This is a genomic window from Mesorhizobium sp. AR07, assembly GCF_024746815.1.
Taxonomy (GTDB): Bacteria; Pseudomonadota; Alphaproteobacteria; order Rhizobiales; family Rhizobiaceae; genus Mesorhizobium.
On record NZ_CP080525.1, the window covers coordinates 5,608,196 to 5,622,404 of the forward strand.

Genomic DNA, 14,209 nt, shown 5'->3' on the forward strand with positions numbered 1-14,209 from the left:
TCGGAAGCGCAGAAAGCCGTCGTTTGCACGCCTGAACATCAACACAGCCTAGACCGGCTTCGCCGGCTTGCGCATTGCCGAATAGGTGAGCAGCGTCGAGGCGAGATACAGAAGCAGGAAGACGACGTTGAGCGACAGGACCAGATTGGGCGTGTCGAGGATGGTCGTCAGCACGTAGGTCAGCAACAGCCCTTTCAGTGCGGCGAGCAGGCCCAGATTGAGCGCCCGCACCAGCGTCTGGCCACGGGCGAACAGCAGCTCCGCCTGGTATTCGACCAGATTGCGCAGTCCTGGAACGCAGATCGCCAGCGCAACGAGGGGCGCTGCCTCGGAGACATTCTTGCCGAGCGCGTTGGGAAAGAAGTGCAGCACGATGCCGAGTGTCAGCAGCGCCGCCGTCGAGACCGCGAACACGCCGCCTTCGATGCCGCTCTTGACCGCGAGGCGCGAGAGCATTTCCGGAGCCCGCATCATGCGCTGCACCAGCATCATCGAGAAGGTGCGGATCGGAATCGCCGTCAGGTCGACCAGCCGCATGATGATCGCGTAGATGCCGGCCAGATGCGGTCCGCCGATCGCCAGAACCAGCAGCTTGTCGAACTCCGATTGCAGGTAGAACAGCACTTCGGCGCCAGCCACGTAAATGGAATCGGCCAGCCGCCTGAGATAAAGCTCGATGCGCAGCCGCAGCCGCTGGCGTGGGTAGAAGAAGACGAAAGCCAGCAGCAGCGAGGCGGTATTGGCGCCGATATAGAACCACGACCAGATCCAGACGCTGTGCTGCGCCCAGAACATGAACAGCACCGCGCCGAGCGCCCGCAACGCCGTCGCCAGGATGGCCAGCAGGGCGGCGCGGCCGAATTTGCCCAGACCGTTGTTGACGATCAGCGCTACCTCCACCGGCCGCCACAGCAGCGCTTCGGCAAAGACGATTGCCGCAAACACCGACAGCGGCACGGTGTCGGCGAAGAAGATCAGATAGACGCCGAACGAGGCGGCGGCCAGCAGCGGCAGCGACAGCACGCCAAGCAGCAGGAAGCCGGCGGTGAAGGTGCCGATCAGATTGGGGCGGATGGTGGCGGTGCGATAGAGTGCCGAGATGAAACCAAAGGCGAGCAGGCGCGACAGCATGACGCCGGCCGCCGATGCGGTGGCGAACATGCCGAACTCGGAAATGGACAGCGTGTTGGCGAGTGCGATGAAATAGGCGAGTGAAAACACCAGCCGCCCGCCGGCGCCGCTGATCGCCGAGAAATAGTCGCGAAGCAGCCCCCGGCGTTCGGCCAAAAAAGTGCCGATCCGGGCGAGAGGCCGCCTTTGCGGTATGTCACTGGCTTGCGTCATGTCTCGGTGAAAAGCATAGGTGTGAAAGTTTAACGCGCCGTGTGAAGCCTAAGGGTGCGTTAAAAAATATACGCAACCGGAGCGAGAAACGGCACCTTCCGCAGGCAAAAATTAACCTTTTGTTTTCCATGCCTGTTTAGCGTGGCTTAACGAATGGCCAATCGCCGTTTTGCAGGCCGCCAAAGGTAAGCTCCAGACGATGGTCGACAGGGAAAACCGCGAAGACTGGAAGCGTGAGCGTTCGCTGCTCGCGCTCGGTCAGGCTGTGCGCGGCGACGACGAGGCCGATGCTTCGCTGGTTTCGATCGGGGATCGGGCAGATCGGTCATGGCGCGAGGATGCCGCCACACGCCATCGTCTGGCCCGTTCGCAGCGCGAAGCGCGGTCGAATCCGAAGCAGGATCCTGCAGCGACAGACATGGCTAAGGCTGGTTATGGCGCTGCTTCGTCAGCCCAGATGCCGCCCGAACACGGTCCCTCCGCCGACGATTTTTCACCTACCAGGTCGGCACCGTCGGGCTATGCACAAAATGCGTCCCGGACAGAGTCCGTTGCTGCAGAAACCGCAGGCACCCATCGCCCCGATCGGACATCCGAACCTTACTATCCAGACTATCCAGGCGACGCGCCGGCCTCCCGCAGTGACAGTGCGGACAGCCAGCAGTGGAAGCCGCTGATCAATCCGATGCAGGTGGTTCGCGGTGTCGGCAAGTCGAAGCTGCTGATCGTGGCGACGACGCTGCTGGGCGCCGGGCTCGGCATTGCCATCGCGCTGTCGACGCCGAAGAAATACGAAGCCACCACCGAACTGATCGTCGATCCGCGCGACCTGAAGCTCACCGACCGCGATCTCACCCAGTCGGTCGTTGCCTCCGACGCCACGCTGGCCATCGTCGAAAACCAGGTCCGGGTGCTGACGTCCGGCACGGTTCTCAACAAGGTTGTCGACAAGCTCAATCTGGTCAACGACCCGGAATTCAATGGGCAAGGCAGCGGCGGCCTCGGCGTCATGTCGCTCATTCGCTCCATCGTGTCGCGGCATGACGGGCCGGGCGGTGTCGACGACACCCGCCGGCGCGCGCTCGCTGTCGGCAATCTGGCCGAAAGCCTTTCGGTCGAGCGCGGCGGCAAGACCTTCGTCATCACCGTCAGCGCCACCACCCAGAACGGCGAGAAATCGGCTCTCATCGCCAACACCATGACGGATGTCTTCCTGCAGACCTTCGGTCAAATCCAGTCCGATACCGCCGGCCGCGCCACCGACGAACTGACGGCCAGGCTTGATGAACTGCGCAAGGGCGTCGAGGCTGCCGAACGCAAGGTCGAGGATTTCAGAGCCTCGCACGACCTTGTCGACGCACAGGGCCACCTCATCAGCGACGATGAGATGCTGAAACTCAACGAGCAGCTGTCGGTCGCGCGCGCCCGCACCCTGGAGCTCAATGCCCGGGCTGCGTCGGCGCGTTCGGTCGACGTCAACTCGGTTCTCACCGGCACCTTGCCGGAGGAGATCAACTCCAACACGATGAGCGATCTGCGGTCGCAATATGCGTCGCTCAAGCAGGAGGCCGACCGAGCGGCCATCAAGTTCGGCCCGCGTCACCCCGAACTCCAGGCGCTCAATGCCCAGCTTGCCGGTGCACGCGACCGCATGGCGGCGGAGTTGCGACGCATCGGCTCGTCGCTGCAGGTCGACCTCAAGCGCGCTGTCCAGCTCGAACAGGATCTCGCGTCCCGTCTGGCGCAGCTGAAGGTCCGCAGCGGCGACGTCAACAGCGACCTGGTGTCGATGCGCGAACTGGAGCGCGAGGCCGCGGCCAAGCGTTCCGTCTATGAACAATATCTGCTGCGCGCCAAGGAGACCGGCGAGCAGAAGGACATCAACACCGCCAACATCAATGTGATCTCGAAGGCTTTCGCGCCGCTCGAACCGAACGGGCCGTCGCGGGTCTTGGTGGCGCTTGCCGGCCTGTTGCTGGGCTTTGCCTCGGGCGTTGGGCTCGGCGCCATGCGTGGCGCCTATGAGAGCTTGCGCGAGACCGCGACGTCGCGCTCGCGCTACAATCGCGGCACGGACGAACGCCGCACGCCTTACGAAGACGAGGCATATCAGGCAGCACCGCCGCCGCCACCAAAACCACCGGCACCGCCGCAACCTGCACCGCCACCGCCAGCGGAACCACCGCCTGTTCAGCAGGCTGACATCACGCCGGCCGAAGGTCCCGGCCGGATCAGTGCGTTGCTGTCGATGCTGCGCAAGGCCGTGTCCCGCAAGCCGTCCGCGGAGGAGCCCGTCGATGCCGGTGAGTGGGTCTCACCCTTTGCTGAAGACGGGAAGCCAACGCAAGATCCGACAGATCCTGTCCATCCCGGATGGACCCCTCCGGTCCATCCGGGATGGACAGCTGCCTTTGCGCCTCGGCAGCCGGTTGCGGCGGCCTATCCGCCGCCGCCTTTCCAGCCCGGCGCACATATGGCGCCGCCGCCGCTGCCTCCTCACATGGTGTCGCAGCAGCGGCCGTATTCGGGGCCGCAAGCCTATCCCTATGGACAGCCGATGGGCTATCCGCAGGCGCAGCCCTGGCAGATGCCACAGCAGCCTGGCTATCCCTATCCACAGGTCGCGCCAGCGCCCAATGCCGCGCAGATGGCCTATTCCGATCTGCCCGCTGCTCCAGCCCATCCGCAGCAGCCCAACTCGCCGCGGCAGGCAGCTCAGCCTCGTGCGCCATTGCCGGACGCACCTCAGGCCGCGGGGGAAGTCGAGCCGCAAACCCCAATCGAGGAAATCCGCGACAGGCTGCGCGAATTCCGCGAAGCGGTTCGCGAACTGACCGAGACCCGCGCGCGTCGCCGTTACTTCTGAGCCACAAAATACTTTGCTGTGCCGAACAAAAACATGCCGGTTTCGCGTAAACGGCATGGGACGGCGCTTTGACGGGATTGAGCGTTGGAATTTTCGTGAAAATGCCGCCGAAAGCATTGTGCTGTTGAGGATGGTTCATGGCCGAAGTGATTGACGGTAAGAGCGTCGCCGAAGACGTGGTGCGGACGGTCAAGGCCCTGACGGCCGAGCTGGTTGCCAAGGGCAAGGCCAAGCCCGGTCTTGCCGTGGTCATCGTCGGCGAGGATCCGGCGAGCCAGGTCTATGTCGCCTCCAAGTCGCGCACCGCCAAGGAATGCGGTTTTCACTCGCTCCAGCACACGCTGCCGGCCGAGACCTCCGAACAGGCTTTACTGAAGATCATCGGCGACCTCAACGCCGATCCGGCCATCAACGGCATCCTGGTGCAGCTTCCGCTTCCTGCCCATATCGACGCCGGCAAGATCATCCAGACCATCGCCCCGGAAAAGGATGTCGACGGCTTCCATTTCATCAATGTCGGCAAGCTCGGCACCGGCGAACTCGAGACCGCCTTCGTGCCCTGCACGCCGGCCGGCTCGATGCTTCTGATCGAGCGCGTGCGCGGCAAGGACCTGTCCGGCCTCAACGCGGTCGTCGTCGGCCGCTCCAACATCGTCGGCAAGCCAATGGCCAATCTTCTGCTTGCCGCCAACTGCACCGTCACCATCGCGCACAGCCGCACCAAGGACCTGCCGGCACTCGCCCGCACCGCCGACATTCTTGTCGCGGCCGTCGGCCGGCCGGAGATGATCAGGGGTGATTGGGTGAAGCCTGGTGCCACGGTCATCGATGTCGGCATCAACCGCATTCCGGCGCCGGAAAAGGGCGAGGGCAAGTCGCGCCTCGTCGGCGATGTCGCCTATGCCGAAGCGGCGAAGGCCGCCGGTGCCATCACGCCGGTTCCCGGTGGTGTCGGGCCGATGACCATTGCCATGCTGATGGCCAATACGTTAGCCTCTGCCTACCTTGCGGCCGGATTGAAACGGCCGTCCTTCTGACCCATCAGAAAGCCGCAGCTTTGCCGAACCCAACTGTTCCTGTAGAACGGCCGGTCATGACGGATCCCGTTCAAGGCGGCCGGCAGTTCGCTTTCCTGCTGGTCGACAAGTTCTCCATGTTCTCGCTGGCCGCGGCGATCGATACGTTCCGGTCGGCGAACCGGTTGCTTGGCCGCGATTTCTACGGCTGGACGACGGTGTCGGCCGATGGCGATCCGGTGATGGCCTCCAATGGCCTGCCGCTCAAGATCGACTATGCCGTTGCAGACCTGCCGCCGGTCGACATCCTGTTCGTCTCGGTCGGACTGACGACGGAATTTCCCGGCAAGAGCAAGGTGCTGGCGGCTTTGCGCAGCTGGGGCCGGCGCGGCAATGCGCTCGGCGCGCTGTCGGTCGGCTCCTACCTGCTTGCCGAAGCCGGCCAGCTCGACGGCTATCGCTGCACCATCCATTGGGAAAACCGCGCCGGCTTCGTCGAACGGTTTCCCGACATCAACTGCACGGGCAACGTCTTCGAGATCGATCGCAAGCGCTACACATGCGCCGGCGGCACGACCTCGATCGATTTGATGCTGGAGATCGTGCGCGGCGATTTCGGCTCCAACCTCGCCAATGGCGTCGCCAACCAGTTCCAGCACGAGCGCATCCGCTCGGCCGGCGATCGCCAGCGCGTCGGGCCGGAACGCGACCTGACCGGCAAGTCGGAGAAGCTCAGGCGCATCGTCGAACTGATGGCCGACCACCTCGACGAGCCGCTGTCGGCGGTGCAACTGGCCAAATCCGCCGGCCTGTCGGTGCGCCAGGTCGAGCGCCTGTTCCTGCGCCATCTCAGTGTCACGCCCGGCCGTTATTACATGCGGCTGCGGCTGGAGCGGGCGCGCGAATTGCTGCGCCAGACCAACATGCCGATCCTCGACGTGGCGATCGCGACGGGCTTCACCTCGCATTCCTATTTTGCCCAGAGCTACCGGCTGCAATTCGGCAGGCCGCCCTCGGAAGAACGGCGCACGACCTACTGAGCGGACTTTCGCTTCGGCTCAGAAGTTTGGCATTCGGCTCCCTTCGCACCCGCGCCCGGACTTGTGTCCCGACGCCGCGTCCAATAGCTTTCCAGCCCGGATCAGGGCGGATTTGAGGAGATTTCGATGGCGGGATTTGCACGGAGCGTCGCTGCGGCGATCCTCCTTTTGTCGATGACGACGTTCGGCTTTGCCGCAAACAAGGTCATCATCATTCTCGATGCCTCCGGCTCGATGTGGGCGCAGATCGACGGCAAGCCCAAACTTGAAATCGCCCGTGAATCGCTGAGAACGGTGCTGAAGTCGGTTCCTGCCGACGACGAAATAGGCTTCATGGCCTATGGCCATCGCCAAAAGGGCAGCTGCGACGACATCCAGTTGATCGTGCCGCCGCAGGCAGGTTCGGCGAGCGCCATCTCGGCTGCCGCCGACAGCCTGAAATTCCTCGGCAAGACGCCGCTGACGGCTGCCGTCAAGCAGGCGGCCGAAGCGTTGAAATACACCGAGAACAAGGCAACGGTCGTGCTCATCACCGACGGGCTCGAAACCTGCGGCGGCGACCCCTGCGCGCTTGGCAAGGAACTCGAAGCGTCCGGCGTCGATTTCACCGCCGATGTCGTCGGCTTCGGCCTCACCGCCGATGAAGGCAGGCAGATCGCCTGCCTCGCCGACAACACCGGCGGCAAATACATCCAGGCGTCCGACGAAAAGGCATTGCAGGAGGCGCTTGTCGAAACCGTGGCGGCACCAGCTCCCGCTCCCGCTCCCGAACCAGCTCCCGCCCCGGCTCCAGCTCCAGCTCCCCCCCCGGCTCCAGCTCCCGCCCCGGCGCCTGCGCCCGCGCCGGAGCCGGCAAAACCGCAAGTCAACTTCCAGCCGACGGTGGTGATGGCCGAAGGTGGCGAGCCGATCACCGAGGGCAACGCCTGGGAGATCTACAAGGCGAACGCCGATGGCTCGCGCGGCGATTCCGTGACCACCGAATATGGCACTTACAGCGGCAATCTCGAGCCGGGCGACTATATCGTCGTCGCGCGCGACGACGAGGCCAAGGTGGAGCAGAAATTCAAGATCGAGGCCGGCCAGGTCTACAAGCCGCTCTTCACCCTGAACGCGGGCACCATGCTCATTCATCCGCGGTCGAGCCAGGGCGCCGATATCAGCGATGAAGCCCGTCTCGATTTCGCCTATCCGGGCGGCAGCACCACCCACTACGGCAACACGAAAATCATCGTGCCGGCCGGTGAGCAGAAGGTCACGGTCCAGATCGGCAGCGGCACCGTCACCGAAACCATCCAGCTCGCCGCCGGTCAGACGATGGAGAAGGACGTCATCGTCGGCGTCGGCCATGTGGTGATCAACGTCTACTATACTGCCGGCGGCGACAAGGCCGATGCCTCGGGCATCAGTGTCCAGATCGTCAAGGCGAAGAAGAAGATCGACGGTTCACGCGAAGATGTCGAACACTCCTATGGGCCGGACAGCAAGTTCTGGCTTCCGGCCGACGACTATGTGGCGGTCACCACGCTTGATCTTGCTGTTGCCGAGCAGCCGTTCAGCATCAAGGCGGGCGACAACCAGGACATCAAGGTGCCGCTCGATGCCGGCGTGCTGGCCATGTCGGCCCCCGGCGCCTACTCGATCGAGATATTGTCGCCGAAAAAGGACATCCAGGGCAAGCGCAAGGCGCTAGGCCTGAGCTATGGCGACACCTGGCAGCAGACCATTCTGGCCGGCGACTATGTGGTTGTCCGGCACATGTCCGATGACGGCCATGACAAGGAAATGCCGGTGACGATCAAGGCCGGCGAACGGAGAGAAATCACCGTCACTCCATGACTGCCATCTGCCCGGTGGCGAAAAAGGGCGGCCACGCGCCGCCCTTCTTCATGGACGGGATGATTGCATCAAGCGGTGCCGAAGGCGCTGGCGCCATGGTCGGCACGGCCGACCAATTGCCGGAAGCCGGCGAAAAGTTCGCGGCCGAAACCGAATTCATTGCCGATGAGGTCGGCATCAGCCGTCCGGCGCAGTGCGAACTCGCCGGCCGGCACCAGCACTTCGAGCGTTCCGGCGTCTGCGTCGAGCCTGATGATGTCGCCATCATGGATCCTGGCGATCGGCCCCTCTTCGACCGCTTCCGGCGTGACGTGGATCGCCGCCGGGACCTTGCCGGAGGCACCCGACATGCGCCCGTCGGTGACCAGCGCCACGCGCTGGCCGCGGTCCTGCAGGATGCCGAGCACGGTGGTCAGCTTGTGCAGTTCCGGCATGCCGTTGGCCTTCGGACCCTGGAAGCGGATGACGGCGATGAAGTCGCCGGTCAGCGTGCCTGCCTTGAACGCCTCGTTCAGCCCTTGCTGGCTGTCGAACACCTTGGCCGGCGCCTCGATGACGCGCCGCTCCGGCTTCACGGCGGAAGTCTTGATGACGGCATGGCCGAGATTGCCCGAGAGTACCTTCAGACCGCCCGTCGCCTGGAACGCCCTCTTGAACGGCGCCAGCACCTTTTCGTCGCCGCTCACGCGCGGCGAGGCCTCGCGCACCACGCCGCCGTCGGCGCCGAGCTTTGCCTCGGCGGCATAGGGTCGCAATCCTTCGCCCCACACCGTCTGCACGTCCTCATGCAGGATGCCTTCGTCGAGCAGCTCGCGGATCAGGAAGCCGAGCCCGCCGGCGGCGTGGAAATGGTTCACGTCGGCAAGGCCGTTCGGATAGACCCGTGCCAGCAGCGGCACCGCTTCCGAAAGGTCGGAAATGTCCTGCCAGGTGATAGCAATGCCGGCGGCCGCCGCCATGGCGATCAGGTGGATGGTGTGATTGGTCGAGCCGCCGGTGGCATGCAGGCCGACGATGCCGTTGACGATCGAACGCTCGTCGATCATCCGGCCGACAGGCGTATAGGCATTGCCGAGCGCGGTGATCGCCAGCGCCCGCTTCGTCGCTTCGCGGGTCAAGGCCTCGCGCAGCGGCGTGCCGGGATTGACGAAGGAGGCGCCTGGCGTGTGCAGGCCCATGATCTCCATCAGCATCTGGTTGGAGTTCGCCGTGCCGTAGAAGGTACAGGTGCCCGGCCCATGGTACGACTTGGATTCGGCCTCCAGCAGTTCGGCGCGTCCGGCCTTGCCCTCGGCATAGAGTTGGCGGACCTTGGCTTTTTCGTCGTTGGGCAGGCCGGTGGTCATCGGCCCGGCCGGAATGAACACTGCCGGCAGATGGCCGAAGGTCAGCGCCGCGATCACCAGTCCGGGCACGATCTTGTCGCAGACGCCGAGATAGACGGCGGCGTCGAACATGTTGTGCGACAGGCCGATGGCGGCAGCCATGGCGATCACGTCGCGCGAAAACAGCGACAGCTCCATGCCGGGCTGGCCCTGCGTCACGCCATCGCACATTGCCGGCACGCCGCCGGCCACCTGGGCGATGCCGCCGGCTTCGCGCGCCGCGTCCTTGATCAGCGCCGGAAAGGTCTCGAACGGCTGATGCGCCGACAGCATGTCGTTGTAGGAGGTGATGATGCCAAGGTTCGGCACCTTGTCGGCGCCCAACGCCAGCTTTTCCGAGGGGCTGCACACCGCAAATCCATGTGCGAGATTGCCGCACGACAGCACGGCCCGGTTCGCGGTGCGGTTCGACGCCTCGGCGATGCGGCCGAGATAGCGCTCGCGGCCTGGTCTGGAGCGCTGGCGGATGCGCTCGGTGATGGCTTCGATATCGCGTCTGGCGGTCATGTTACAGGTCCTTTCAGGCGAGGTCCCGGAACACCCTCCGGCTGTCTGCCGGGACCCTCGGCACGTTGAAATCAGGGCGCCCAGAAAACCTCTACGGGCTTCGGTGCTGCGTCGAGCACGGCGCGAATTGGCTTTTGCGGTCCTGGCGCGACCGCGCCGTCGAAGGCGATGCGCTTGTCCTCGCCCTCGATGTGCAGCGCGATGAAGCCTGCACCGACAATCCGCGCCAGCGACAGGGTCAGGCGCGGCTCGCCGGCGCTGACCGCGTGAACCGGCAGCACGATCCTGTCGGAGGACGGGTCGAGCAGCTTAGCCAGATCGTCGGCATCGGGAAAGAACGAGGCGGTGTGGCCGTCCGGTCCCATGCCGAGCACGACGACGTCGAGCGGCCAGGGCAAGGACCGGAGCGCCGCATCGTCGGACGCGGCGGCGGTCTCGATACCGACGGCCTCGTGATAGAGCGGCACGAAGCGTGCCGCCTTGGCCGCGTTCTGCAAGAGATTGGCGGCCACCAATCCGGCATTGGAACGCGGCGAGGAAGCCGGCACGAAACGCTCGTCGACCAGCGTCACGATCACCTTGTCCCAGGCGATCGGTATCGCCGAAAGGGCGGCGAAGAACTTTGCCGGCGTCGTGCCGCCGGAGACGGCGAGCAGCCCTGTGCCGCGCTCGGCGATCGCCTTGGTCAGGCGGCCGGCGACATGACCGGCAAGGGCGGCCGCCAACTCCTGGCGCTCGGCGAAGCCGTTCCAGCTATAGGCGGTGCTGTTCAGTTGCTCTCGTGCCATGTCCGCCCGTCACGTTCGATCAGTGCTATCGAGGCCGAGGGGCCCCAGGTACCTGCCGTATAGCCTTGCGCCTCCTGTCTGGCGCTTTCCCAGGCGTTCTGGATCGGGTCAATCCACTTCCACGCCGCCTCGACTTCGTCGCGGCGCATGAACAGGGTCTGGTTGCCGCGGATGACATCCATGATCAGCCGCTCATAGGCATCGGGCGCGCGGCCGTCGAAGGACTGCGCGAAACTCATGTCGAGCGGGATCTGGCGCAGCCGCATGCCGCCCGGGCCTGGGTCCTTGATCATGATGAACTGCTTGACGCCTTCGTCCGGCTGCAGCCGGATGACCAGCTGGTTGGCAAAGATCGGTCCAGCGCTGTCGCCGAAGATCGAATGCGGGATCGGCTTGAACTCGATGGCGATTTCCGAAACGCGGGTCGCCAGCCGCTTGCCGGTCCTGAGGTAAAACGGAACGCCCGACCAGCGCCAGTTGCCGATCTCGGCCTTGATGGCGACGAAGGTCTCGGTGTTGCTGTCGTGGGCAAGCTCCTCGACATAACCTTTCACCGGCCCGCCGGCCGAAGCTCCGGCGCGATACTGGCCGCGCACGGTGTGCTTCGGCGCTTCGTTGCCATTGATGCGCTTCAGCGCGCGCAGCACCTTCAGCTTCTCGTCGCGCACCGCGTCGGCATCCATCGACGACGGCGCCTCCATGGCGACCAGGCACAAGAGCTGCAGTATGTGGTTCTGCACCATGTCGCGCAGCGCGCCGGCCTTGTCGTAATAGGTGACGCGGTCTTCCAGGCCGACGGTCTCGGCCACGGTGATCTGTACGTGGTCGATATGGGCGGAGTTCCACAGCGGCTCGTAGAGCGCGTTGGCGAAGCGCAGCGCCATCAGGTTCTGCACAGTCTCCTTGCCGAGATAATGGTCGATGCGAAAGACCTGGCTTTCGTGGAAATCATCGCCGACCAGATCGTTGAGCGTTCGCGCCGAGGCGAGGTCGCGGCCGATCGGCTTCTCCAGCACGATGCGCGAGTTCGGCGTGATCAGCTTGTGCTCTTTCAGCTTGTGCGAGATATCGCCGAACAGCGCCGGCGCCACCGCCAGGTAGAAGGCGCGGATGCGGTCGCTGTCGCCGATCGCCTTCCTCAGCTTGTCGAAGCCGGCGCCGGTCGTTGCATCGGCCGAAACGTAGGAAAGCCGGGCAAGGAACGTCTTCAGCTCCTTGGCGTCGATATCGGCCGCTCTGACGTGATCCGAGATCGCTTGGCTTGCGAAGGCCTGGAATTCCTCGTCGGTCATCTTCGAGCGTGACGTGCCGATGATGCGGGTCGGCTCGGAGAATTGATGGTCGCGCTGGCGATGGTAGAGCGACGGCAGAAGCTTGCGTTCCGACAGATCGCCGGTACCACCGAAAATGATGAAGTCGAAAGGGTCGACGGGGATGATCTGGCTGGTCATGGTCTGTCCGCTCTGACGCCGGTCGCAGTGACGCGGCTGATATAATCTAATCGATTTAAATTTTCCAGTGCCATGGTGTCACATCTGAGTGTTGCGCCTGCCTCTTGACAGTCCGGTGCCCTCGAGGCTTGTCGACAGGCGCGGCTCCGGAAGCCTTCGCAGTTGCAGCATAGAGCGGGATCGAAGCGAAAGCCAAAGGAGAAATCGGCCATGGCCGCACATCTTTCGACCACCTCGGTCAGAAGCCGTGGTTTTGCATGTTTCGCTGGCGTACCGGTCGATCGTCACCAATCATGAGCGGGAAAAGCATGCGTCTGCAAAACAAGGTTGCCGTCATCACCGGTGCGGCGGCGGGCTTCGGCGAGGGCATCGCCAGGCGCTTTGCGCAGGAAGGCGCCAGGGTCGTCGTCGCCGACCTCAACGCCAAGGGCGCCGAGCGTGTCGCCGGCGAGATCGGCGAGGCGGCGATCTGGACCCAGACCGATGTTTCGCTGCGGTCCGAATTCGACGAGATGATCTATGCCGCGAAGAGCGCCTTCGGCCGCATCGACATCATGGTCAACAATGCCGGGTTTACCCATCGCAACGGCGACATGCTCAACGTCGACGAGGATACTTTCGATCTGATTACCGCCGTCAACATGAAAGCGATCTATCACGCCGCACGCGCCGTGGTGCCGATCATGGATCGGCAAGGTGGCGGCGTCATCCTGACAACCGCCTCCACCGCCGGTCTTAGGCCGCGGCCCGGCCTCACATGGTACAATGCCTCGAAGGGCTGGGCGATCACCGCCACCAAGTCGATGGCGGTCGAACTGGCGCCGAAGAACATCCGCGTCAACTGCCTGTGCCCGGTCGCTGGCGAGACCGGCATGCTGGAAAAATTCATGGGTGCCGATACGCCCGAGATCCGCGAGACGTTCCGCGCCTCGATCCCGCTCGGCCGGCTTTCGACACCGCTTGATATCGCCAACGCCGCACTCTGGCTGGCGTCGGACGAAGCCGCTTTTATCACCGGTGTCGCGCTGGAAGTGGACGGAGGGCGCTGCATCTGACCCACTTCATGCGCCGGATATCACGCGCCGGGCTTGATGTAGCTCTTGTATACCCAGCCGTGCTTGCCGTTGTAGACGATCTCGCACCACTGCTTGCAGCCCATCAGTTGCACTGAAGTCCGGGCCGGTATTGTGCCGATGGCGGCAGCTCCCTTCTTTGGGGCACTGCGCATGGTCACGGACCGCAGGATCCGTCCGGTTCCGGCGGTTGCGACCTTGCGTGGCTTCGCCTTGGCCTGGCTGCCGTCGCCTTCCGCTGCTGCTGGCTGCTGCCCCGGCACTTGCGGCTGCACCGCGGGGATGGCGGCGGTCCGCGCGCTATCGGGATTGCTGCCGGTCGGCGGGGTCGGCGCGGCAACCTTGGCAAGTTCGGTGCTGGCATCGGTATCGGCTGCCGGCTGCGCGAATGCCACCGCCGCCTTGTCCGGCGCTTGTTCAGCCTGGTTCGCCACCTGGGCGGGAGCAGGGGAGTCGGAAGCGGATGCGGCCTTCGACTGCGGACCGGTCCAACGGGGATCATTGGCCGGGAGCGCCGGTATGATGGCTTTCGCTGCCACCAAGGTCGGTGAAACCTGGTCGGACTTGCGCGCTGGCCGCGGCACGGCTGCTGCGGCCACTGCTGTTCCTACCGGGGCTACTTTCGTCGTCTTCACCGGAATGGCTGGAATGGTCTGCTCGGGCGCCGCCGCCGCTTGCCTGTCATTGGCCGGCAACGCCAGCCACAGCGCCACGGCGGCGACGCCAAGCAGCGCGGCCGTGCCGATCGCGGCGATCACCAGATGCGAGTTCGAACGGACCTCATGCCAGAAGGACGGCCGCATGTCATATCCGAACTGCATGGCAAAGCGCCGACGTTCCGGCGTACCGAAACTGAAGGGCTCTTTCACTCTTGCCACCTCCATAAGCGGGCCGATGTTC

10 protein-coding genes are annotated in these 14,209 nt (G+C 64.4%); 5 read left to right on the forward strand and 5 right to left on the reverse strand.

Features of this window, described 5'->3' with window-relative positions; all coding sequences use genetic code 11:
• Positions 1-48: 48 nt before the first annotated feature.
• On the reverse strand, positions 49-1,344 hold the full coding sequence (locus tag BPNPMPFG_RS27950) for a lipopolysaccharide biosynthesis protein (RefSeq protein WP_258591809.1): 1,296 nt from the start codon (positions 1,342-1,344) through the stop codon (positions 49-51).
• Between the two features lie 199 nt (positions 1,345-1,543).
• On the opposite strand from BPNPMPFG_RS27950, the gene BPNPMPFG_RS27955 reads away from it, so the two are divergent.
• The 4 genes from BPNPMPFG_RS27955 to BPNPMPFG_RS27970 all read left to right on the forward strand — a co-directional run bounded on the left by BPNPMPFG_RS27955 (position 1,544) and on the right by BPNPMPFG_RS27970 (position 8,105).
• Entirely contained in the window at positions 1,544-4,210 is a 2,667-nt protein-coding gene (locus BPNPMPFG_RS27955; protein WP_258591810.1) for a GumC family protein, read from the forward strand.
• Positions 4,211-4,347: 137 nt separating this feature from the next.
• Complete coding sequence (gene folD, locus BPNPMPFG_RS27960) at positions 4,348-5,247, forward strand: bifunctional methylenetetrahydrofolate dehydrogenase/methenyltetrahydrofolate cyclohydrolase FolD (RefSeq protein WP_258591811.1); 900 nt, start codon at positions 4,348-4,350, stop codon at positions 5,245-5,247.
• Positions 5,248-5,303: 56 nt separating this feature from the next.
• On the forward strand, positions 5,304-6,266 hold the full coding sequence (locus BPNPMPFG_RS27965) for a GlxA family transcriptional regulator (RefSeq protein ID WP_258591812.1): 963 nt from the start codon (positions 5,304-5,306) through the stop codon (positions 6,264-6,266).
• A gap of 126 nt (positions 6,267-6,392) precedes the next feature.
• Positions 6,393-8,105 (forward strand): vWA domain-containing protein, encoded by a 1,713-nt coding sequence (locus tag BPNPMPFG_RS27970; protein WP_258591813.1) that lies wholly within the window; start codon positions 6,393-6,395, stop codon positions 8,103-8,105.
• Positions 8,106-8,173: 68 nt separating this feature from the next.
• Here the strand turns inward: BPNPMPFG_RS27970 and edd are convergent, their stop codons facing one another.
• From edd to zwf, 3 genes are all read right to left on the reverse strand, one after another.
• Positions 8,174-9,997, reverse strand: coding sequence for a phosphogluconate dehydratase (gene edd / locus BPNPMPFG_RS27975; protein ID WP_258591814.1), 1,824 nt, complete (start codon positions 9,995-9,997; stop codon positions 8,174-8,176).
• A gap of 71 nt (positions 9,998-10,068) precedes the next feature.
• Complete coding sequence (gene pgl, locus BPNPMPFG_RS27980; RefSeq protein WP_258591815.1) at positions 10,069-10,785, reverse strand: 6-phosphogluconolactonase; 717 nt, start codon at positions 10,783-10,785, stop codon at positions 10,069-10,071.
• Positions 10,767-12,236, reverse strand: a complete 1,470-nt coding sequence (zwf, locus tag BPNPMPFG_RS27985) for a glucose-6-phosphate dehydrogenase (RefSeq protein WP_258591816.1) — start codon at positions 12,234-12,236, stop codon at positions 10,767-10,769. Before zwf ends, pgl begins: the two co-directional genes overlap by 19 nt.
• Positions 12,237-12,544: 308 nt before the next feature.
• Here zwf and BPNPMPFG_RS27990 point away from each other — a divergent pair, with 308 nt between their 5' ends.
• The gene (locus tag BPNPMPFG_RS27990; protein ID WP_258591817.1) at positions 12,545-13,291 is read left to right on the forward strand and encodes an SDR family oxidoreductase; all 747 of its coding nucleotides are present in this window, start codon (positions 12,545-12,547) and stop codon (positions 13,289-13,291) included.
• A 20-nt stretch (positions 13,292-13,311) separates the two neighbouring features.
• On the opposite strand, the gene BPNPMPFG_RS27995 is transcribed toward BPNPMPFG_RS27990, so the two are convergent.
• On the reverse strand, positions 13,312-14,178 hold the full coding sequence (locus BPNPMPFG_RS27995; RefSeq protein ID WP_258591818.1) for an SH3 domain-containing protein: 867 nt from the start codon (positions 14,176-14,178) through the stop codon (positions 13,312-13,314).
• Between the last annotated feature and the right edge of the window lie 31 nt (positions 14,179-14,209).

Bases quoted from the DNA above. Each gene is read 5' to 3' on its own strand.
- BPNPMPFG_RS27955 (WP_258591810.1), top strand. From the start codon at position 1,544: ATGGTCGACAGGGAAAACCGCGAAGACTGGAAGCGTGAGCGTTCGCTG.
- BPNPMPFG_RS27990 (WP_258591817.1), top strand. From the start codon at position 12,545: ATGCGTCTGCAAAACAAGGTTGCCGTCATCACCGGTGCGGCGGCGGGC.
- BPNPMPFG_RS27970 (WP_258591813.1), top strand. From the start codon at position 6,393: ATGGCGGGATTTGCACGGAGCGTCGCTGCGGCGATCCTCCTTTTGTCG.
- BPNPMPFG_RS27965 (WP_258591812.1), top strand. From the start codon at position 5,304: ATGACGGATCCCGTTCAAGGCGGCCGGCAGTTCGCTTTCCTGCTGGTC.
- BPNPMPFG_RS27950 (WP_258591809.1), bottom strand. From the start codon at position 1,344: ATGACGCAAGCCAGTGACATACCGCAAAGGCGGCCTCTCGCCCGGATC.
- edd (WP_258591814.1), bottom strand. From the start codon at position 9,997: ATGACCGCCAGACGCGATATCGAAGCCATCACCGAGCGCATCCGCCAG.
- pgl (WP_258591815.1), bottom strand. From the start codon at position 10,785: ATGGCACGAGAGCAACTGAACAGCACCGCCTATAGCTGGAACGGCTTC.
- folD (WP_258591811.1), top strand. From the start codon at position 4,348: ATGGCCGAAGTGATTGACGGTAAGAGCGTCGCCGAAGACGTGGTGCGG.
- zwf (WP_258591816.1), bottom strand. From the start codon at position 12,236: ATGACCAGCCAGATCATCCCCGTCGACCCTTTCGACTTCATCATTTTC.